Below are 20,275 nucleotides of genomic sequence, written 5' to 3' on the forward strand. Positions count from 1 at the left end.
CGGAAAGTATCTTTCAGGCAACGGAAAGTATCTTTCAGGCAACGGAAAGTATCTTTCAGGCAACGGAAAGTATCTTTCAGGCAACGGCGGCCGCCATGACGGATACATCGCTATACATTGAGCTGAACATGGAAGAAAACCGGATTATTTCATTACAGCGCGTTCTCAATATCAGCATATTACAGCAGTTTCTCGACGAATTCGAACTGTTGACCGGACTGTCCTCGACCCTTGTCGATGAGCGGGGAAAGATGATTACCGCGCCGCGGGGTTCGCGTGAGTTCTGTCTGATCCTGGGAAAATCGTCCATGCGCAGGTGCTGCAGGGAATCCGACCGGGAGGGCTGCGCGAAGGCAGCGGCCCTCAAACGCCCTTATATCTATCAATGTCATGCCGGCCTCATCGATATCGTTATCCCGATTATTATCCGCGACAGGTACGTGGGCGCCATTCTTACCGGGCAGACCAGAGTCGGGGAAATGAACATGGACCGGTTCGACCGCTTCATCGGGCTTCCCGAAGTCAACGACAAGAAAGATATCCTTCTCGATGCGTTCCACCGGCTTCCGGTAAAAGATATGAAAACGATCGAAGCGGGTTCGGAAATGCTTTTCAATATCGTCAACTACATCGTCGACATCGAGATGGAAAATGTCGAACTGAAACGAAAATCGAAAGGCGGCGGCAGGTCCCGGCAGGAAATCGTCGAAGAGGCAAAGGAGTATATCCATTCGCATTTCGATCAGGAAATAAAACTCGCGGATATCGCGCGGACGGCCTGTGTCAGCGACTATTACATGAGTCATATGTTCAAGGATGAAACGGGGATTTCATTCATCGATTATGTCACTTCAGTGAGAATCGAAAAAGCGAAGAACCTCCTTCGGAACACCTCCCTCGATATCATCGATATCGCCTTTCGGGTGGGCTACAATGATTCGAACTACTTCAGCCATGTGTTCAGAAAAAAGGAAGGGCTTTCACCGACAGGCTACCGCCGGAAGAAGACGCATATCACCCCCTATTTCGATTCGGATGTCAGGGAGTGAGAAAAAAGACTTTCATCGGGAAACGCTTCCGCTTGATATATCGAGGCATATCAACCGGCCGTTGTCGGCATCAACCTGGAGGTATTACACTCCAGCCGCTGACATCTATATTAACGTTATCGTCTTCCGTAATGGAAATATTCGTATCGCCCGAATCTCCGGCATAATCTCCCGTATCAGGTATCGAGTCCCCGCCGCCCGAAGCGTTTCCATTGACATCGATAAATCCGCACCCGATATAAGTCCCCTCGGGAATATCCTCCAATGTCATCGATGCCGCATCGCCGGAGATGACGGCGCTTCCCCATACGACCGCCTCCGCCATACAATCGCTTGTCGTCAGTTTCGCATAGATGGTTTCACCGTCATGAGCGCCGGCACCGTCAAGATCGGCGATATTGATAAAATCGAAGACGACCGTATAACCGTCGCCTGAACCGTCACCGTCGGATTCGCATGAAACAAAAGCAAGGAAAGCAATTATCACAACAATCGCCAAAGAAATGCTTTTTTTGTTCATATTTTCCTCCTATTATATTTGAAAATAAAAAATTTTTACGGGACACCCCGTCGATATCCACAGGAAAAAGTATAATTTATTTATCCGCAGCTATCAAGTAAAAGGTTATTGCCGTTCAAGCGACGTCTCTTCGATCACATCGATGTTGAATATCACCCAGTCGCCCCGGTTCAGGCGGAGATAAAGCCTTTCTTTGACTTTCATGCCGAAATACTCGATTCCGGCGCTCGAACCGGGGCTCCCCGCATCTTCGGATTCAGTGTGCCACCGCTCGTAGGACGCGAGAAAAGCGGGATCCGGTTCCCCATGGAGTTCCGAAATCTCGAGCCGCGCCACGCCGTGAAGAATGGTATACGGCCGGAGTTCAGGCCTCCCCTTTTTGTCCCATTCATCGGCGGATATATAAAAACTTGTCTTTTCATAAGCAAGCCGCTGGCGCGTGATCACGTAAAGGTTTGTCACCACTTCGACATTGTCCTTTCCCGCATTCCCGACCACACAATCACCGAGGGTCAATGGATCGAGGTTATTGATGCTCCGGTAGTATGCCTCCACCACTTCCTTTGGACTCATCCCATTCGTGGCCCTGGTTCTGAAAAAAATATTGTGGACGATCGAGCCAAGAAAGACGAAAGCGACCAGGGAAACGATGCCGATTCCAAGAATCATTCTGAAGTTCTTCTGCCAGAATATTTTCCTCCGATACGATGCGGTATACCGCATTTTTTCCATTCGTACTTCTTCCGTCACCCGCTTTAATTCCTCATCCGACAACTGCCGTTCGAACCCCTCCTTCGACCATTTTTCGAACGATTCCATCCACTCGTCGAGTGACGGCGGCCGTACGCTTTTTCTGTCCAGCGCGAGACCGATCATCGCAGCCACGTCGTCTCTCAATGAGGGAACGGCCGCCTTCGGCGTGGTGACGTCGAGGTTCCTCATCCGGTTGTGTATCTCTTCCTCTTCTTCCGCGTGGAACGGGAAGAGGCCTGTCAACGAGTGATACAGCAGCACGGCCGTACAAAATGAAATACTCTGTTCCCCCCGCAGGTCCGGATGGGTGACGATCGTTTTTAGATATATTTTCTCCCTGCGGTTCCGGATGTCGGTGATCTCTTTCATGATATCGGGCGGCAGAAAAAGGACGCCCCCGTCGTTTAAAAACACGACCGAATGCAGGTATATTCTGAAGAGGGGAAGCGTTCTCTCCTTTAACAGGTTAAAGGCGCCAACGAGTTTTTCGAGCAGGGGCAGGAGATCTTTCGGGGACGCATCGAGCAGGTCCGCGAGGAGGATCCCCTTTTCTTCAGGACCGTAGAGGAAGGTCTCCTCCCCCACCCTGGTAAAGCCGGTAAACTTCCAGTCGATGATCTGGAGCCCGCGGACGATCATGCCGGGCGAATGCTTCATGTTGCTCAATTTCGTAAGCATGAAGCTGCTCCCCCGGACCCCGGTGGGTACCCCCAGAAATGTTTTTCCGTTTACCAGAATCGGGCGGGGAAGGGCGTCCGCGATAATTTCCTTTATGTTGTTCATGCCGTCATAGTACCCCATGCGGGGATTTCATTCAACAGGCTTTGCGGGGGGAAGAAAGGATATAGTAAGAAAATGAACATTTCGTACCTGCCCGCACAACCCCCGCGGTAATTGCCGTTTTATATGACGATTTTCAACCCGTGCGGCTTGTATCCCTCAAGCCGCCTGTCCGCGGTTAAAAGCGTCATATCGTTTCGTATGCACTGCCACACGATAAGCCTGTCAAAGGGATCTTTGTGGTCCGCGATAAACGGAAGACGGTGGGACGCCGCGAGATCCTCGCCGCTTATGTCGAAAATACGAAACCCCGCAGCGGATGCGGCATCGAGAATTTCTTCGGGGGTCGTCCCTTCGAGCCTGAGCTTGCCGATCGAGTACTTGAGCGCTATTTCCCAGAAACTGATTTTGCTCGCGAAAGCAACCGTCCGGGTATCCGTGAGGATTTCCATGACGGATGTGCTGATTCCGGAAGGCTCGATAAGCGCCCAGAGGAGGTAATGGGTATCAACGAGGTAATTCATTCACCCGCCAGCTCTTCAGGTGTCATTTCAAAATCATCGGAAAAGGCGCAGGCCGCTTTCTCCCTGAGAATGCCTGGTTTGATACCATTCTCACCCGCAAATTGAGAGAAGGGAATGATAACCGCTATCTTTTTTTTCTTTTTTCCATACGATATCACGATGTGCTCGCCGTTTTTCACAGCCTCGATCACCTCGGAGAAATGGCTTTTTAATTTGCCGACGGGCATTGTTTTCATATAATAAAGGTACACCGATCAGACAAACTTGTCAAGTTGTCAGGAAAATATAATACAGCAACAGGCAGCGCTTACTAAAAAATTGATCATTCATGTGGAATTATACGCTTCATATTTCACCAATTTCTCCCTTTTATACATTTTTCCTCTTGAAAATGTAGATTAAAAGTATTATTCTTACTGGTAAGAGTATTACTTGAAGGAGTGAATAATGCGCGTGACATCCAAAGGACAGGTAACCATTCCGCTCGCTTTGCGGGAAAAATACGGCATAAATGAAAATGTCGAGGTCGAGTTTTTCGATGACAAGGGAAAAATATATATCGAAATAATCAAAAACCCGGAAAACAAACAAAACAGATTCGAAAAATTCAGGGGTATCGCGACCGTCAAAATGTCGACCGACGACATCATGGCGCTTACCAGGGGGGAACGGTGAAGCAAATTCTGGTCGATTCGAATGTGATTCTCGATATTTTTGAAAACGATCCGGTATGGTTCGACTGGTCCGCCGGTGTACTCGACGGGTATTCGCGGGACCATCTGTTGTGTATCAATCCGGTCATTTACACGGAAATATCCATCGGGTTCGACCGGATCGAAGATCTGGAAAAGACCGTTTTCGAATGCGGATTCCGGTTGATCGAAATTCCAAAGGAGGCCCTCTTTCTCGCAGGAAAGGCTTTCATGCAATATCGAAGGGGAAAAGGCGTCAAAACGACCACGCTGCCTGATTTCTTTATCGGGGCCCACGCGGCGGTAATGTCGCTGGAACTGATCACGAGAGATGCAAAAAGAATCGGCTATTATTTCCCCTCCGTACGAATAATATGTCCGTAGATTGAAAAAACGGGTAACGGCCCGTTTATCAGGGAAGCCCGAACTCCTTTTCGTTGAAAACGGAGGCTGAAAATATTTCGATCGACGTATCCGGCTGCTTCCAGCAGTCACCGGTAAGCCCCGCCTTCATGCAGGTATGGGAGAGAAAGGTGGAAAGATCCCAGTTGTTGTCCGTCGCTACCTGGGGCAGAAGCAAACCCGAAGCGAATCCCCTCCTGATCATTATCCCGTGTTTGCCGACTTCTATTTCATCGACATCGTCTATCTTTCGAAGCGGCGACAGGACCGATATTTCGATTTCGAGACTGCCGGTTTCGTCTTTGGTCACGGGAGGAAACCGCGGGTCACTGAACGCACTCGAGGCAGCGACATCCTTGACCGTGACAAAAAGGGGTTTGACGGCAACGACATATCCGATACAGCCCCGCAGCCTTCCCTTCTTGTGAAGGGTAACGAACGCCCCGCAGGGTTCGAGAAGGGCCGGCGTGGGTTCAGGATAATCGGATATCTCCCCTGTAAAATGATGCAGGATCGATGTCCGGGCCACAACAAGGAGAATTCTTTTTTCCTCGTCCGTCAGATTAAACTCCATCGTTTTCCTCGTTATATATAGCGATCGACGCGTAGTTCACCTTTTTTTTCCTGTTTTGTTCGATACTCAGCGAGCTGTTCTGTTCGATCACCCTGAGCCGGTAATTGACATTGTTGAAAGACAGGATCGAGGCGATACATCCCGCTCCGCATGAACTCAGTGTTTTGTTTTCTTTCTGAGCAACAATACCTTTCCAGTTTTTCTCGATGATAAGCGAGATGAGAAGCTCCGTTTCCCTGTCCGCGTCCTCTTCCCTGATATAACCGCTCATGTTTGCCGTTATGACGAACAATGTATGCATATAGTGCGGAGAGAATGTCAATTGGAGGGCGTTGCTGAGCATTTTTATATTGCGCATGGCCGAGTTACCCAGCAGCACCGGAATAATCGATGCCTGGGGGAAAAGATGCCGAATAAATGGAAGCTGCACTTCAATACAGTGTTCCTCCAGATGGGGGAGATCCTTGCAGAGAATCTCCGTGCTGCACGAATGCATTTCCTCCACCATTTCCTGATTCACCGGGATCGAACCGATCGGTGTAAGAAAAAACTTGGATTCGGGCAGAAAGATTCCGTTGGAAGGATTATTATGAATCGGTGCAATGATTACGATGTATTTTATCGTCCGTTTCAGGGCGGATTTAAAGGCGGAAGCGATGATGCCTCCCGCATAGGAATAACCGGCATGCGGTGAAACAATGGCAAAAGCATTTCCCGGTTTCTCCGGTGATTCATTCAGAAGCTTTTCGAGAAGCGATCGAAGCTTATCTTCTTCCGAAGGATAAAATATCCCGTTAACGATTGAACCCCGTATTTTCCCCTCTGCCTGAGATTTCTTAGCCATATAGTAAGATTATTATTGATTGAACCCGAGAAATCAATATAGAGGTTTCAATTTTTTTAACTTTTCAATCCGTCTCATATCAAGAACGACGTAGAGATTCTTTTCCTGTGTCGGAATGACCATTCCCACCTTTCCCTTTTTGACACGATGCAGGTATTTCACGCGGGTATAATAAACATCCCCTTTCCCGGATTCCTTCCCCTTGCTGTAAAACACGGCGAGATTCCCCGCATCGAGCATTGTCTGAAGGGGGATGCTTCTGCCCGTTTTCGATCTGACAAAAACATAGGCACCCGGATAATCACGGATATGGAACCAGTAATCGTTCCCGCGAACATACTTTCTCAATAAAAGATCATTTTCCCTGCCGGTTTTACCCACGATTATCTGGAAATCACCTGAAAAAAAAGCGAGACCGGGGCGCCCCGGCGAAGGCGTTTTTTGCGGTTTCTTACGGAACGTTCGTTTCAGAGACGAGAGGGTTTCGAGGCTGTCGTCATGCTGAAGAAGGGCCCTCTTTTTCCTGACGGCATCCAGTTCCCTTTTAAGTCTTTTTTCCCGCTGCTCCAGAGATCGTAAAGCGCTTTTTGCCTTTTTGTATTTATCATAATATCGCTTTGCATTGTCCTGTGGAGAAAGGGTGGGGTTCAGTTCGATAGCTATCATTTTATTGTTGCTGAAAAAATCATACGTTTCGAGCCATTTGTCTCCCTTGCCGATATTATGAAGATTACTCGCAACTATATCCCCCATTTCCCTGAAACGTTCGAAATTGTCGTATTCGGCTATTTGTTTCACTGTTTTCTCATACAGGGCACAAAGATACGACTCGTTCTCGTTTAATGCGTGGGTTATGGAATCGTAAAGCTTTTTCTTCCTGTCCCCATCTTCCTGACTGAAAAAATAATCTCCGATTTTTTTATTGAACGGGCCCTCTCCGGGTAGTTCCCTGATACGGTATTTCTCTCCCTTTTCCACCCCGGGTTTTATATCCCGGTTTTTTTCCGGATTATAGAAACCCCCTGATATTTCCCCCCGTTTCGGCCGCCGGTAACAGGCATCGAGGATTGTTCCGTTTTCCTCGGTGACGATCATATTCGCCGCCCCTCCCCACAACCGGATCCAGATGAGGGTATCCCGCTCTTCTTTCCTTACTTCCAGCTTGACAATCCGTTCGCATCCGATTTGATACGCCCGCATTATCCTCCCCCCCTTCACATAAGAACGGAGCAATCCCGCGAAACGCTGTATTTTTTTGGGATTCGTAAACTTTCTTTCGGCCGAATGTATCCGGCATGAGGAAGGCGATAATGAAACATAAAGGGTAAGACTGTCGCGGGGCCGGTAAAGATCAAAGAGAATAACCGAATGAACGGGCTGGTGTACCTGTTGAATGATACTTCCTTCAAGAGAGAGTTCGGAAAGTATAAGGTCGATTTCCTTCCAGTTAAGCAGCAATCGGATTCCCCCTTTTTAGCGTATATTCGATAAAAAAATATCGGCATCGTCCGGTGAAAAAAAGACGAGACAGACTTTTTCCGGTTTATCGTTGGAGGTCAGAAAATCCTTGATGACCCCATAGACTAAAACCGCCGCTTTTTCCTTTGGATAGCCGTATACACCTGTGGAAATCGACGGGAACGCGATAACGTTCATCTTCATCCCGGATGCGATTGCAAGACAACTTGTATATGCCCCGGCAAGGACTTCCGGTTCCCCTTTGCCGCCCCCGTGCCACACGGGCCCGACCGTATGGATGACATGGGAAGCGGGAAGGTCTCCCCCTCCCGTAAGGACCGCCATACCGGGGGGAAGACCATCGGGGTATGCGGTTGCACGTATTTTTTTGCATTCTTCCAGAATCGCATGACCGCCGCGCCTGTGAATCGCCCCGTCGACACCGCCGCCGCCCATGAGCGAAGAGTTCGCCGCATTGACGATCGCATCGACGGCCTTATCCGTGATATCGCCGGTTTCAATAACGAGTCTGCCCCCCAAAAGGGATTTCAGTATCATAGGATTCCTCCTGCTTGCGCGTCAGGCATTATGGTAAAATAAATACGGTTTTTTGTACAGTGACCGTTTTCCTTTATCATGCAACCGACGCATCACCTCAACGATTATATTGTCCCGGTTGAAAGAGGCGCCCGCCTGTAGTACTATTTCCTTATCATGGATGCATCCGACTGGCACTGGCAGCTTGTACACAGAAAAACCGTAGCGGAAGATTTTTCGGCGCATTTCACCCTTCGTGAGGATGAAAGACTTTTTTTCGAACGGACTGAGGGCCGCGTAATCCTTCCCGTTGCCGTAACGCCGTATTATCTCAAACTCGCCGACCCGCTCGATCCGGCGGACCCGATACGAAAGCAGTTTCTTCCTTCTTCAAAGGAGTTTGAGGTAAAGGAATATGAATCACAAGACCCCCTCGCTGAAAAAAAATTCGAAGCAGTCCCTTCGCTAATCCGCCGGTATACGAACAGGGCTGTCCTGCGTGTCACCAATCTCTGCGCCGTCTATTGCCGGCATTGCTATCGACGGGGGTTCGCCGCCACAGGCCGCAAGACAATCGATCGTAACGGACTCGAAGAGGCGCTCGCCTTTCTTTCCGCAAACACGGAAATCGGCGAACTGCTCGTTTCGGGGGGAGATCCCCTTGTCCTCGATGATGGCGTCATCCTGGAGATTCTCGATGCGATCCGTTCCCTGAAACGGCACCTGCTTATACGAATATGCACCCGTGTCCCGGTCGTTCTCCCCCAGCGAATCACAACGGTGTTGTGCCGTGAGTTAAAAAAAAGGGGCCCCCTCTGGTTCGTGACACAGTTCAATCACAGCCGGGAAATTACCGGTCAGAGCAGGCAGGCGGTTTCCCGGCTGATCTCATCCGGCTTTCCCGTACTGAACCAGAGTGTTCTGTTAATGGGGGTTAACGATAGCGTGGAGGAACTCACCCTTCTCTTCAATGGGCTTGCCTGCCTCCCGGTCAAGCCGTATTATCTTTTTCAGGGGGATCTCGCGGCAGGCACCTCCCATTTCCGTCTCCCGCTTTCAAAAGGACTTTCATTGTACAAACGGCTTTCATCGTCGCTTTCGGGAATAGCCCTCCCCTTTTACGCCGTGGATCTTCCCGGAGGCGGCGGAAAGGTGATGCTTCCGCACGTTACCGTTGAGCGTGCCGGTAACCAATGGTATGCGATCGAAGATTACGACGGGACACGCCACCGTTATCCCGCCGAGTAACGAATTTTCCCTGAAAAACCGCCGGTCACAACTGGTAAAAGACCGTTTCCTGAGGAAAATGATTTCTCCGTTGAAGAAAATCCTGTGTGAGAAAAAAAGGATTGTCCGAAAGCTTGATCACCGTATTATGGCCGTTGGTGCCGTTTTTCGAACCGTTTTTCGGCCGCCTGTATATCCGCTTCATCGCCTTGATTACCTTGATCGCAAGTTCGAACGCGACATTGAGATCGGGAAAGTGAATCATGATTAGGGAGTTTCCCGTATATTCATTCTTTTTTATTTTATACCTGAAATTAAAAAGAATATGATTGGCGTTTTTGAGATGAATATAACAGAGTGTGCCCGTTCCGTCCTTGTCGAAAAATATCTGGGTATCCCATGAAATCTGTTCGGTCGCATGGTGCCATTTTTTCTGGGTGATAATCGTGGTAATATCGATCTTTTTTTCCGGCAATTGCTCATCCAAAACGAAGTCATTACAGGAAAGGCCGGGCGGATATTCGAAGCTGTCTTCGAAGATGTATCTCCAGATATAGGAGAGGAGATCCCTTGCCTCGTCCTGTCTCAGAAACGTAAGACGAGCGGTTTCCCTGAGGAGAGAAACATAATCGAAATCATCCGCATTCAGAATATATCTGAGAGCTTCCCTTACTTCATTCAGATCGCTTTCACCGGACAGTTTTTTTTCCATATAGGTCAATACATTGTCCAGCTCCGTCCGGAAAATAAACGAACGGTAATCCTGAAAAGCGGGATCGTCATTCAATGTTTCCTGAAGTTTCCAAAGAAAGTCGGACAGATATTGCTTCAAATACTTAAGTGAAATATTCCTTTTCATTTCTCTTATCCCTTCTCATTACATAAACGTCTTTATTAAACTTTTTTTATTTGCTTTCATTAAAAAAATAATAAAATTATTTCACGTTTTCAAGCATTGGAATGATTTTTGTTGAAATTTATCGATATCATGAAATCGAGCAAAAAAAATTGAATTGTTTCCCTGATTTACGGCAAAAAAGGCCGATATTCTGTTACCGCCGCTCATGAATCACTTAAAAGAACCTGAATGAGTGGAATACCAGTAAAACATGAGTATCCCGAAAGCGACGGAGACATTCAGGGACCGTTTCGCGCCGCCGAGCGGGATCGAAACACGGCCGCAACCGCTGTCGGCAAGCGCGAGGGCTTCGGGACTCAATCCCAATTCTTCCGACCCGATAAGAACACAGCCGGTCTCCGGGAAACGAAAGGAATGTATCGGTGTTCCGCCGAGTTCGAGAGCAAAGATACCTTCGGGTGTGGAAATCGAATCCAGTGAGCCTCGGGTCCACGGTACGACATCCGAACAGCCGCGCGATGTTCTCAACGCCTTTTTATGTTCGGGAGAGGGTGTTATTGCGGTCAGATAGATCCGGGAGACGCCGAATGCTTCGGCGGACCTGAATATCGCGCCCACATTAAAAGGAGAACGAAGATCCTCGAGAAAAACGCTTGCCGGAAAAACGATCCGTTTTTCCGGATCGAGAGCACCGGTTTCCGGAAGTATAAAATCCCATTCGACGGGTTCGCTGCCAAGGAGGGAGAGAAGGATATGACGAACGGTATTCAAAAATCGCCTTTCCTTCCCTGGCGTCTCGATATCAGTAATATGTTCCCTGATATATCCGGAAAGCTCGGGCGGGAAATGGGGTTCACAGCCGGTGAGAATTTCCCCGATATACGGAAAATCGATGATTTCTCCCCGCGAAACTTCCACTTCCGCCTGTTTGAGAATCATGACAAGTTTCCTCAGTCTTGTTTTATACGGCAGCCGTATGAGTTTCTTCAATGTAAACATCGGCGTCCCCGTTCAATATGCGGCCTTGATGATGTCATAAATTTCATCGGGCTTTACTTCCCGCGAAACTTCACTGATCATCCTGAAGGAACATGCCGTCTCGATCACACCGGACATATCTTCGAGACTCACATCGAAATCCCTCAACCGGGAAGGTATTTTAAGAAAGGCAAGCAGCCTGCGCACCCCGCCAACAGCCTTTTTTACCGCATCGTGGGGCGATAGTCCTTCGGTCGATTCTCCCAGGAGAATCGCGATACGCGCGAGTTTTTCTTCGCTTGTTGCGGCATGAAACTCGAGGACGTAGGGCAGGAGGATCGAAGAGACCCAGGACTTGGGCACTAAAAGGCGCGCATTCAGGGCATAGGAAAGCGCCGTCCCGATTCCCGCACGGACGTGGGTGAGTCCCATCGCGACAAGAAAGCCCGCCGTCGCTGCATGGACACGGTGCGTACCGTCTTCCGGATGCTCGACCAGCAAGGGGATAAACGAATTGAGGGTATCGATCGCTTTTCTGAAAACGAGGTCGGAGAAAAAAGTGCTTTTATCCGAAAGATAACCCTCGATAGCAAGCAGAAGGGTCGAGAGAACGGTCGTGCCCGTATATTTAAGGGGAAGGGAACTGCTCAATTCCGGATCGATGATTACGAGTCTCGTGATGTCCGGTTGCGTCACTCCGATGATCCCCTTCCTGTCCCGTGCGTCGACCAGGAGATATTCGTCCGTCAGCATAAAGGGATTCCTGCATGTTGTCGGTACTTCGATATAGGGGAGTGGTTCCCCCGCCGGTTTAAATCCCAGCAGAAATTGATCGATACTCCTGCCCGTGGGGGATGTCATGGCAATACATTTCGCCGTACAGAGTGTTTTTATTCCTCCGAGGCCGATAACCGCATCCGCGTGAGAAACCCTCGCCAAGCTGACGCCATTCTCGGCCACAACGCTTGTCGAGTTGGGAACTACCTCATCGAAGGTAATATGCTTGATCCCCTTGTTCTCGAGTATTTCCTGCACGCGCTGAATGGTATTGTTTTCATAGAGAATTGCTTCGGTCACGATGAGGACCCGTTCGGCAATCTCCGAAACAAGACCCCCGATACGGTGTATCGTATCAACGCCCAAAACAACCTTTGACGGAATATGAAGGTACAAATCCGACAATTTTACGGCTCCTTAAAAAGAAAAAGCGGAGAAGGTATCAAGCTTCTCCGCCTTTACATTATCCATCAGTTTTCCTGACATTATCACATTATTGACGACTATATTTCAAAATATTTCATTATTTCGTCTGCAACGGCCTCTATCACCCTGTCGTTGATGTAAGAAGGATCTTCGAGTTTCTTTTTTACCTCTTCTACCCGATCTTTCCGTACCGCAGGTGATGTTTTTGCAAGTTCTGTTGCATTATAGACCTCTGCTTTTGATTTTGCCTCTTCGGAGAGATTGATGGAGTCTTTGTTGTGAGTCTTCTTGGTCTTTGCAGCGTTATCGACTTTATTGTATTTGGAGATTGGATCAGGTACGTTTATTCTCTCGATGGTCATTATAGAACCCTTCCTTTCATCTTATATATCGGAAAAACTTTATATAAACTTAACATTTTTTTTATCAAATTTGCACATAATACTACCATTTTTATCCACCCATGGATTCATTTTGTCCCTTTCAGTGAAATCAGTCAAGTAAAATTCATTTTTTTATTAATGTGACTGTACTTTAATTTCGTTTGAAATTCCCATAAATTTGAGGGAATTCCGGGAAATTTTAAAAAAAATTTGCGAAACCACGGTATCACGGCTATACTATCAGTGAGAAAGGAACCAGCCGGCCGGGAGCAAAAAAAATGAAGAAAAAGACACGGCTTAAAGGTAAAAAACCTTCATCTTTTCCAAAAGAATCGATAAAGAATATAATGATGAACGAAGGAAAGTTTCTTCATGGGACCAGGGGCAAGCCGCAAAGAGGAGCCCGTGGAAACAAGAAATATTCATGAAGGAGTAGCAATCAATCTACCGGTTTTAGTCATTATCGGAATAATCCTTATCTGTATCACCGGCTTGGTCATCACGTATGTCATGAAACATCCGGTGCCGCGGACAATGGACCGGAAGCGGAAAATGAAATGCCCGCTTTGTCAATCATGGCTTTTGCCCGGAGAACGAATCCGGACGGAATCATGGCCCGGAAAAAAGGATGAAAAAAGAGTCTATCTCTACGGATGCCGGTTCTGTCACGGCGAGAAAGCAACCGTGAAAAAAAAGTGTCCGGTTTGTAAAAGGCAGATCCACGCCGGCGCATATCTCATCGGCAGGATGTGGAGGCGGGAGGGGAAAAACCGTGTCCATATTGAGGGCTGCACTGTCTGCCTGAAAATCAAAACGGGGTAAGCGCTTAAGAAAAACATCCGTCTCAAGCGATATGATATGAACGATTCGACAATCAAGTCCGGATATCGGTGAGACGGTTTATTCGACCGTCACGCTTTTTGCCAGATTTCTCGGCTGATCGACATCCCTGCCGAGTTCGAGCGCGCAATAATAGGCAAAAAGCTGAAGGGGTATCACCATGATAAAGGGATAAAAGAGTTCGTGCACACGCGGCACCTCGATGGTCTCGTCCGCGATGTTTTTTATCATCTCGTCGCCTTCGACACAAATCGCTATCACCTTTCCGTTTCTGGCCTTTACCTCCTTCATGTTTGAAATTATTTTTTCCCGCAGATTATCGTCGGGGACAAGAAAGATACTCGGGGTTTCTTCGTTGATAAGCGCGATCGGACCGTGTTTTATTTCCGCCGCGCTGTACCCTTCCGCATGAATATAGGAGATTTCCTTCAGTTTAAGTGCCCCTTCTAAAGCAACCGGATAATTGATTCCCCTGCCGAGAAAAAGAAAATCCTTGTAATGGGCGTATTTTTTTGCCATCGCCTGTATTTTTTTTCGCGACCGGAGGATCCACTCGATCTTCGAAGGAATCCCCTGAATGTCTTCGATATACATCAAACCGGTTCTGTAGGATAGATCCCTCATGCGAGCCATGAGGAGAGAGAAAAGGTAAAACACCGTGATCTGGGAGGTAAAGGCCTTTGTCGAAGCTACAGCGATTTCAGGACCCGAGTGGATATACACGCCGCCGTCCGAATCGCGGGCGATACTCGAACCGACGACATTACAGATCCCGAGCACCGTCGCCCCCTTCCGCTGGAGCTCCTTCATCGCGCACAGGGTGTCCGTGGTCTCTCCGGACTGCGATACGGCAAAATAAAGGGTATTCCGTTCGATGATCGGATTCCGGTACCGGACTTCGGAAGCGAGTTCCGCGATTGCCGGTATCCGAGGTATGGACTCGAGCAGGTACGCTCCGACCATTCCCGCATGATAAGAAGTGCCGGCCGCGATTATTTTTATACGTTCGATATTGATGAGTTCCTTTGTGGATAGATTCAATCCCCCGAGATGGGCCGTGGCCTGTTCAAAATCGATCCTCCCGCTCATTGCCCGTTTGACGGATTCGGGCTGTTCGAAAATTTCCTTTTCCATGAAACAGGGAAACCCGTTCTTTTCGATTTCCTGGAGTTCCCAGCTTATCTGTTCGATGTCCTTTGCTATTTCCCTGTTGTTTATATCAGTCGTCAAAAATCCCTCGGGGGTAAGCGAAACAACCTCCCAATCTTCGAGATAGACCGCCTGTTTCGTATGCGCGATAATGGCGGTGACATCGGATGCGACGAACATTTCATTCTCGCCGACCCCGACGACCAGGGGGGATCCGTTCCGCGCCCCGATGATTCTCTGCGGCTCGTCCGCGTGAATGCAGACGATACCATATGTCCCCTTGAGAAGGGGAATCGCCTGCTTCACCGCCTTTTCGAGATCACCCGAGTAATATTTCTCGATAAGGTGGGCGATGACTTCGGAATCCGTTTCCGTAATAAAGGTATGGCCTTCGGTCGAGAGCATCCCTTTCAGACTTTCGTAGTTTTCGATGATTCCGTTGTGGACGATCGATATTTTCCCGCTGCAATCGACGTGCGGATGGGCGTTGATATTGTTGACGCCGCCATGGGTTGCCCACCGTGTATGACCTATGCCGAAATGCCCGTTCAACCTGGCCGGAATGATGGAATTAAGGTCCTTTATCTTTCCCTTTGTTTTGACCACATCAAGGTGCCCCTCTTTCCCGATTGCTATACCGGCTGAATCATAGCCCCGGTATTCGAGCCGCTTCAATCCCTCGACAAGCACCTGAGTCGCGTTTTTAGGACCGCAGTAACCGATGATACCACACATATTTTGTCCCCCTCATCTGTCTCAACATTTTCCAGCTTCATTTACTATTATACTATACCATCTTAATCCGGTTTCACACAAGTGCGGGAAATGCCCCGAAAAAAGTGGAAAATAAACCTTGCCGGACCATCTTTTTTGATTATAATTGAATTTCTCAAATACTTTTAAAGGACGATAATCGGTGATGCTTGACCGGCAACGGGCGCGCGCCATATACAGGACATCTTTAATCGCGGTAGCGGGAAACGCACTCCTTTCGGTGAGCAAGATTGCCGCCGGTCTCTTTTCCGGAAGCCTCGCCGTCACCGGAGACGGTATCGACAGTGCCACCGATATCATCACATCGTTTGTTACGATGATTGCCGCACAGATTATTTCAAAACCCCCGGATGTACGGCATCCGTACGGGCATCGCCGCGCGGAAGCGGTCGCCACCAAAATTGTCGCCTTTATCATTTTTTTTATCGGTGTCCAGCTTATTATCACCACCGTCACCGGCATACTGGAAGGCAAGGTCCGTGAAATACCGGGGATACTCGCCCTTGTCGTTACCCTGATTTCGATAGCGGGCAAAACCACCCTCGCCGTCATCCTGTTTCGGGAAGGGAAAAAAAACAGAAGCGCAATGCTTCTGGCAAACGCGCAGAATATGAGAAACGATATCTTCATCTCCGTGAGTGTTCTCTCCGGGCTGATTTTCACCTACGCCTTTCGTATGCCGGTGATCGACTATGTTGTGGCGATCCTCGTTAGTCTCTGGATCATAAAATCGGCGATACAAATATTTCTGGAATCAAGTCTGGAAGTCATGGACGGTCTCAAGGATGAATCGCTTTACAATATTATTTTCACCGCCGTCGGTGAAGTGCCGGGTGCGGCGAATCCCCACAGAACACGGATCCGCTGCATCGGCGATATGTATATCATCAGTCTCGATATCGAGGTACATCCTGAAATTAAAGTGAGAGAAGGCCATTCGATCGCCGCCGCCGTGGAGGAAAAGATAAAAGAAAGGCTCGAAAACGTCTACGATATCATCGTCCATGTCGAACCGAGCGGCAATGTCGAACGTGATGAAAAATACGGCCTTTCAGAAAAGAATATCAACGATTGATGAACATTTTCGAAAAAAGACATCCGGTCTCCGGCCGGACCGAGCGAACCCGTCCGTACAATCCTCTATAAAACACCGGTTATCATCGGTACCGCTTCCGGTACTTTAGCACAACCTCCCGGCTGAACAGCGAAAGATAATTCGGCGAAATTGCCGAGGCATGGGGCATAATAAAAATGTAGGGCGACCGCCTGAGGGGAGAGGCTTCCGGGAGGGGTTCTTCCCCGAAAACATCGAGATATGCCGCCTCGATCGACCTTTTGGAAAGCGCAGAAAGCAATGCCGCTTCATCGATGGCGTTACCGCGGCCCACATTATAGATTACCGCATGAGAGGGCAGCAGGGAAATTCTTTTTTTATCGATTATATTGGCGGTTTCCGCTCCCCCGGGCAGGGCCAGCACAAGGTGGTCCGTTTCGGGAAGTATTCGATCGAGATCGGCAGGCGTCAGGACCTTATCCCCCTTTTCAAAATATTGAGGAGGATTCAGATTCGTTCTATTGATCCCGGTAATCCGCATCCCGAATGGTTTGGCAAGCCTTCCCACCCATCTGCCGATATGACCGAAACCGCACACGAGGAGGTGTGATCCCCGCAGCGGCCGCATATGTTCCTGTACGATTGCACGGGGCCAGCGTTCCTTTTCCTGGGCGCGTATCGTATCGCGAATTCCCCGTACCTGTGCGAGCATCATGGCAAGAACCGTTTCTCCCATGAGTTCGCCGTGAAAGGTACAATAATCGATTGTCAATCCCGGAGGCGGGGTGACGGAAAAATAATCCCTGCCGGCGGCGGGGGTGATAATCCACATCAACTTCGGGGCTTTCTTTAGCCATTCCTGTTTAAAATACCAGACAAGGGCGATTTCGGTTTCGGAGAGTCCGGAAAGAAACTCCTCCTCTGTTTTACAAACGACGATCCGGGTTTCGGGAAGGGCGTCCTGTAGATATCGAGCGTTATCTTCCGAAAAGTTCCAGCAAGAGACAACAGGATGGGTAATAAATACCGATATCAGTTTCACCTCAGAACTGGACACACCGATACCCCTTTTCTTCGAGCCGCCGGACAATCCCCGTCTCTCCGATAAGGTGTGCCGCCCCGACAACCACAAAATACACACGGTCGGTTTCCAGGTATCCCTCGATTTTTTGGACCATGTTTGCGTTCCGCTCATGAAGCAGCTTGTCATAAACGGGAAGCAGTTCCCGGTCTTTCTGCATACTCTCAAAAAGAAGGGTCTCGAGCCGCTCCGTATCACCTGTTTTCCAGGCTTCCAAAAATTCATCTATTTCCTCATCCGAGTTATCGAGTCCGGAAATCGTCGAATAAAGGAATTGCTCCTGAAGTTCGTCGGATAAACCGTCAAAAAGATCGACCTGAAACTCGATGCTTTCGAGTTCCCTGATCTCCTTGTTTCCCCTCGCCTTTTTTAAAAAGTACATATCGATTCCCAGCTCCGGATCATATCCCTTGTCAGCCAGTTTCAGCGTTTCTATGGTCATGGCGACCGCCCATGGTTTAAAAAGTTTGAAAAATCCGATTCCCAAACCCAGATCGTCGAGCGTCTTCCGCGTCAGTTCGTAAAGCTCTTCAGAAATATGCATTTTCAGGGTTTCACCGGGCGGATACATGGTTCTTTCGTAGAAGTCCTCACCGGCTGCCGCGGCCGTGACATCGATTTCCACAACCAGAATATCCGAATAATCGAAGGCCTGCTCGATAATGTCCGCAAGCGGATAGACTTCCTTCGGCGCCAGATGAATCGAGCCGAGGAGATAGCAGGTTGTCGTCTCCGATTCGACTTCCCATAAAAAGATTTTTGTACTGCCGGTCCCCTTCTCCTGCGTACTTCCACAGGCGTTTAAAAGAAAAAAGACGAGGAGTAAGGAAACCCCGGTCCGGCAGGAAACATAACGGCCGGTTTTGTTCCCGCTGATATTGTATTTCATCATTGATTCCTTTCCTGCCCGTGAAAAGAAACGGTTCCGACAGGATCTCATTCGCAATGGGCCTGCAACGAAAAGACATCCCGCCGGATGTGGTCGAGGCAGGGCAACTCCTTTCGGATGTTATCCTGAATCGAAAAATCAATTTCACCTGTCAGTATACATTCTTTTTCATCATGTTCAATACCCGGCGCACGCGAGGTGATCCGGCCCCAGGGATCGACGATCATACTGTGGCCATACGACAATTGTCCCGCGCCCGAGGGACCGACCTGATTTGCCGCAATGATAAACAGCTGGTTTTCGACAGCCCGCGCCCTTACAAGGAGTTCCCAGTGCGCCCTGCCTGTCGTATGGGTAAAGGCGGCGGGAAGAAAGACGACCCGTATCCCCCGCACCGTAAGGCTTCGAAAAAGCTCCGGGAAGCGGAGGTCGTAGCAGACCGCGAACCCGGAGGGGATGCCGCTTACGATTGAGGTAACAGGGGCCTTTCCCCTGGCAAGAAACGCGGATTCCTTTATCACGACCTCGTCCCCGAGATCGATATCGAAAAGGTGCATTTTCATATATTCCACAGGGGTCTTATCCCCTTTCGGAAAATGAACCGCACAACTCGCCGCTTTCCCATCTTCCGTCTGTTTCAGAAGGCCGGCTACGATATCGACATGATTATCGGCCGCGAAGCCGGAAAATGTCGCGTACCAGTCGCTTTTACCCCCCGCTTCCCCCTCCCGGCGCGCTGTGGAAAGCGGGCCGAAATAATTGACATATTCGGGTAAAACGATGACATCCGGCCGCGATGCTTGTGCCCTCTCGAGTAACCGTTTCACCTTGCAGAGATTATTTTGCTTGTCCAAACCGGAATTGATCTGGATGATGGAGACTGTCAATCGGTTTTATCCTGTATTACTTTCTTTTTTACCCTTGAGTCTGTTTATTTTATCCCTGATTTCGGCGGCTTTTTCATAATTTTCCGATTCAACCGCCTTTTCAAGATCCATCTGAAGCTTTTCGACGTCGGTGAGACTGTTGTCGGAAATCTCCAAAAGCGTCATTCTGAGTGTTTCAAGCGCCCTGCTTTTTTCTATTTTAAATGTCGGTGTGTCTATCACGGGAATATTCTGAATAAAATCGATCGCGGACTTGAGTATTTCCTTCGCGACCCCTTTCAGCTTTTTTTGCATCTGAATCATCGCGTTCGAAAGCGCGTTCATTCTGAGGATATACGGCCTGTACTGGAGAAGTTCGTTCTTGTAATCGTCTTCTTCCAAAAACCGATCGACGAGTTCACAGATTTTGAGGTTATGTTCGGTATCCTTCGCGGTTCTTTCAAAATCACCGATCTGATAGAGGATGAGATAGCGTGCGTAATACAGCATTCCTTCATCCTGAAGCAGCAGAAAATCGTCACGGCTCAAACGAAAATTATCGTCCGAAGTAAAAAGGAGTTTGTGGTATTCCAGCCTGTCGAGAAATTCCCGAAGGACGGATTCCTTGTTGAACGGATGTTTTCCGTCCGGACGACCTTCGAGTTCGTATTGTTCGATTCCAAGTGGCTGCCGCACCTGAATAATCTCCCTCCCGTCCTTGAGCCGGAGTACCCGTATATGGTTATCAGGATCGTAGTCCCATTCATTTAATATTTCCGTAATATCGAGTTTCATCAGAACCCTTGCACACTCCTTATTATTAATATATACCAATTTAT

24 protein-coding genes are annotated in these 20,275 nt (G+C 48.8%); 7 read left to right on the forward strand and 17 right to left on the reverse strand.

Annotated features, from left to right (window positions below; translation table 11 throughout):
• Positions 1-1,049, forward strand: a 1,049-nt coding sequence (locus tag JW881_04955; GenBank protein ID MBN1696842.1) for a PocR ligand-binding domain-containing protein, incomplete at its 5' end; no start/stop codon positions are given.
• Between the two features lie 70 nt (positions 1,050-1,119).
• Here the strand turns inward: JW881_04955 and JW881_04960 are convergent.
• The 4 genes from JW881_04960 to JW881_04975 all read right to left on the reverse strand — a co-directional run bounded on the left by JW881_04960 (position 1,120) and on the right by JW881_04975 (position 3,862).
• Positions 1,120-1,569 carry a hypothetical protein gene (locus JW881_04960; protein MBN1696843.1) on the reverse strand — a complete coding sequence of 150 codons (450 nt, stop codon included), beginning with the start codon at positions 1,567-1,569 and terminating at the stop codon, positions 1,120-1,122.
• A 105-nt stretch (positions 1,570-1,674) separates the two neighbouring features.
• Positions 1,675-3,123, reverse strand: a complete 1,449-nt coding sequence (locus tag JW881_04965; GenBank protein MBN1696844.1) for a hypothetical protein — start codon at positions 3,121-3,123, stop codon at positions 1,675-1,677.
• 101 nt (positions 3,124-3,224) lie between these two features.
• Positions 3,225-3,626 (reverse strand): type II toxin-antitoxin system VapC family toxin, encoded by a 402-nt coding sequence (locus JW881_04970; protein MBN1696845.1) that lies wholly within the window; start codon positions 3,624-3,626, stop codon positions 3,225-3,227.
• Positions 3,623-3,862, reverse strand: coding sequence for a type II toxin-antitoxin system Phd/YefM family antitoxin (locus JW881_04975; protein MBN1696846.1), 240 nt, complete (start codon positions 3,860-3,862; stop codon positions 3,623-3,625). The genes JW881_04970 and JW881_04975 overlap by 4 nt, the downstream gene beginning before the upstream one ends.
• Before the next feature lie 211 nt (positions 3,863-4,073).
• Between JW881_04975 and JW881_04980 the strand changes: the two genes are divergently transcribed.
• Positions 4,074-4,301: an AbrB/MazE/SpoVT family DNA-binding domain-containing protein gene (locus JW881_04980; GenBank protein MBN1696847.1), complete on the forward strand. Its 228-nt coding sequence runs from the start codon at positions 4,074-4,076 to the stop codon at positions 4,299-4,301.
• Positions 4,298-4,702, forward strand: a complete 405-nt coding sequence (locus JW881_04985; protein MBN1696848.1) for a PIN domain-containing protein — start codon at positions 4,298-4,300, stop codon at positions 4,700-4,702. The genes JW881_04980 and JW881_04985 overlap by 4 nt, the downstream gene beginning before the upstream one ends.
• Positions 4,703-4,730: 28 nt before the next feature.
• Here JW881_04985 and amrA read toward each other — a convergent pair whose 3' ends face one another.
• Genes amrA through JW881_05005 form a run of 4 tightly spaced genes read right to left on the reverse strand, consistent with a single transcriptional unit; the run spans position 4,731 to position 8,154 of the window.
• Positions 4,731-5,294: an AmmeMemoRadiSam system protein A gene (amrA, locus tag JW881_04990; protein MBN1696849.1), complete on the reverse strand. Its 564-nt coding sequence runs from the start codon at positions 5,292-5,294 to the stop codon at positions 4,731-4,733.
• A complete protein-coding gene (gene amrB, locus JW881_04995) occupies positions 5,284-6,138 on the reverse strand; it encodes an AmmeMemoRadiSam system protein B (GenBank protein MBN1696850.1) in 855 nt (284 codons plus the stop codon). The genes amrA and amrB overlap by 11 nt, the downstream gene beginning before the upstream one ends.
• Before the next feature lie 33 nt (positions 6,139-6,171).
• Positions 6,172-7,596 (reverse strand): NFACT family protein, encoded by a 1,425-nt coding sequence (locus JW881_05000; protein ID MBN1696851.1) that lies wholly within the window; start codon positions 7,594-7,596, stop codon positions 6,172-6,174.
• A gap of 15 nt (positions 7,597-7,611) precedes the next feature.
• On the reverse strand, positions 7,612-8,154 hold the full coding sequence (locus tag JW881_05005; GenBank protein MBN1696852.1) for an O-acetyl-ADP-ribose deacetylase: 543 nt from the start codon (positions 8,152-8,154) through the stop codon (positions 7,612-7,614).
• Between the two features lie 156 nt (positions 8,155-8,310).
• Between JW881_05005 and JW881_05010 the strand changes: the two genes are divergently transcribed.
• Positions 8,311-9,381: a KamA family radical SAM protein gene (locus JW881_05010; GenBank protein MBN1696853.1), complete on the forward strand. Its 1,071-nt coding sequence runs from the start codon at positions 8,311-8,313 to the stop codon at positions 9,379-9,381.
• Between the two features lie 25 nt (positions 9,382-9,406).
• Here JW881_05010 and JW881_05015 read toward each other — a convergent pair whose 3' ends face one another.
• From JW881_05015 to JW881_05030, 4 genes are all read right to left on the reverse strand, one after another.
• Positions 9,407-10,219: a hypothetical protein gene (locus JW881_05015; GenBank protein MBN1696854.1), complete on the reverse strand. Its 813-nt coding sequence runs from the start codon at positions 10,217-10,219 to the stop codon at positions 9,407-9,409.
• Between the two features lie 210 nt (positions 10,220-10,429).
• Positions 10,430-11,218, reverse strand: coding sequence for a TrmH family RNA methyltransferase (locus JW881_05020; protein ID MBN1696855.1), 789 nt, complete (start codon positions 11,216-11,218; stop codon positions 10,430-10,432).
• A gap of 12 nt (positions 11,219-11,230) precedes the next feature.
• Positions 11,231-12,379: an iron-containing alcohol dehydrogenase gene (locus JW881_05025; protein MBN1696856.1), complete on the reverse strand. Its 1,149-nt coding sequence runs from the start codon at positions 12,377-12,379 to the stop codon at positions 11,231-11,233.
• A gap of 98 nt (positions 12,380-12,477) precedes the next feature.
• Positions 12,478-12,762, reverse strand: a complete 285-nt coding sequence (locus tag JW881_05030) for a flagellar biosynthesis anti-sigma factor FlgM (GenBank protein ID MBN1696857.1) — start codon at positions 12,760-12,762, stop codon at positions 12,478-12,480.
• Between the two features lie 299 nt (positions 12,763-13,061).
• On the opposite strand from JW881_05030, the gene JW881_05035 reads away from it, so the two are divergent.
• Entirely contained in the window at positions 13,062-13,211 is a 150-nt protein-coding gene (locus JW881_05035; protein ID MBN1696858.1) for a hypothetical protein, read from the forward strand.
• Positions 13,189-13,605, forward strand: coding sequence for a hypothetical protein (locus JW881_05040; protein ID MBN1696859.1), 417 nt, complete (start codon positions 13,189-13,191; stop codon positions 13,603-13,605). The genes JW881_05035 and JW881_05040 overlap by 23 nt, the downstream gene beginning before the upstream one ends.
• 78 nt (positions 13,606-13,683) lie before the next feature.
• Here the strand turns inward: JW881_05040 and glmS are convergent, their stop codons facing one another.
• A complete protein-coding gene (gene glmS, locus JW881_05045; GenBank protein MBN1696860.1) occupies positions 13,684-15,507 on the reverse strand; it encodes a glutamine--fructose-6-phosphate transaminase (isomerizing) in 1,824 nt (607 codons plus the stop codon).
• 184 nt (positions 15,508-15,691) lie between these two features.
• Between glmS and JW881_05050 the strand changes: the two genes are divergently transcribed.
• Positions 15,692-16,621: a cation transporter gene (locus JW881_05050; protein MBN1696861.1), complete on the forward strand. Its 930-nt coding sequence runs from the start codon at positions 15,692-15,694 to the stop codon at positions 16,619-16,621.
• Between the two features lie 82 nt (positions 16,622-16,703).
• Here the strand turns inward: JW881_05050 and JW881_05055 are convergent, their stop codons facing one another.
• The 4 genes from JW881_05055 to JW881_05070 are packed head-to-tail and all read right to left on the reverse strand — an operon-like array spanning position 16,704 to position 20,231.
• Entirely contained in the window at positions 16,704-17,657 is a 954-nt protein-coding gene (locus tag JW881_05055; GenBank protein MBN1696862.1) for a D-2-hydroxyacid dehydrogenase, read from the reverse strand.
• The gene (locus JW881_05060; GenBank protein MBN1696863.1) at positions 17,644-18,573 is read right to left on the reverse strand and encodes a TraB/GumN family protein; all 930 of its coding nucleotides are present in this window, start codon (positions 18,571-18,573) and stop codon (positions 17,644-17,646) included. Before JW881_05060 ends, JW881_05055 begins: the two co-directional genes overlap by 14 nt.
• Before the next feature lie 44 nt (positions 18,574-18,617).
• On the reverse strand, positions 18,618-19,457 hold the full coding sequence (locus JW881_05065; protein ID MBN1696864.1) for a hypothetical protein: 840 nt from the start codon (positions 19,455-19,457) through the stop codon (positions 18,618-18,620).
• Positions 19,458-19,463: 6 nt separating this feature from the next.
• Positions 19,464-20,231 (reverse strand): UvrB/UvrC motif-containing protein, encoded by a 768-nt coding sequence (locus tag JW881_05070; GenBank protein ID MBN1696865.1) that lies wholly within the window; start codon positions 20,229-20,231, stop codon positions 19,464-19,466.
• Positions 20,232-20,275 lie beyond the last annotated feature (44 nt).

This window comes from Spirochaetales bacterium (assembly GCA_016930085.1).
In the GTDB taxonomy this organism is placed as follows: Bacteria; Spirochaetota; Spirochaetia; order SZUA-6; family JAFGRV01; genus JAFGHO01.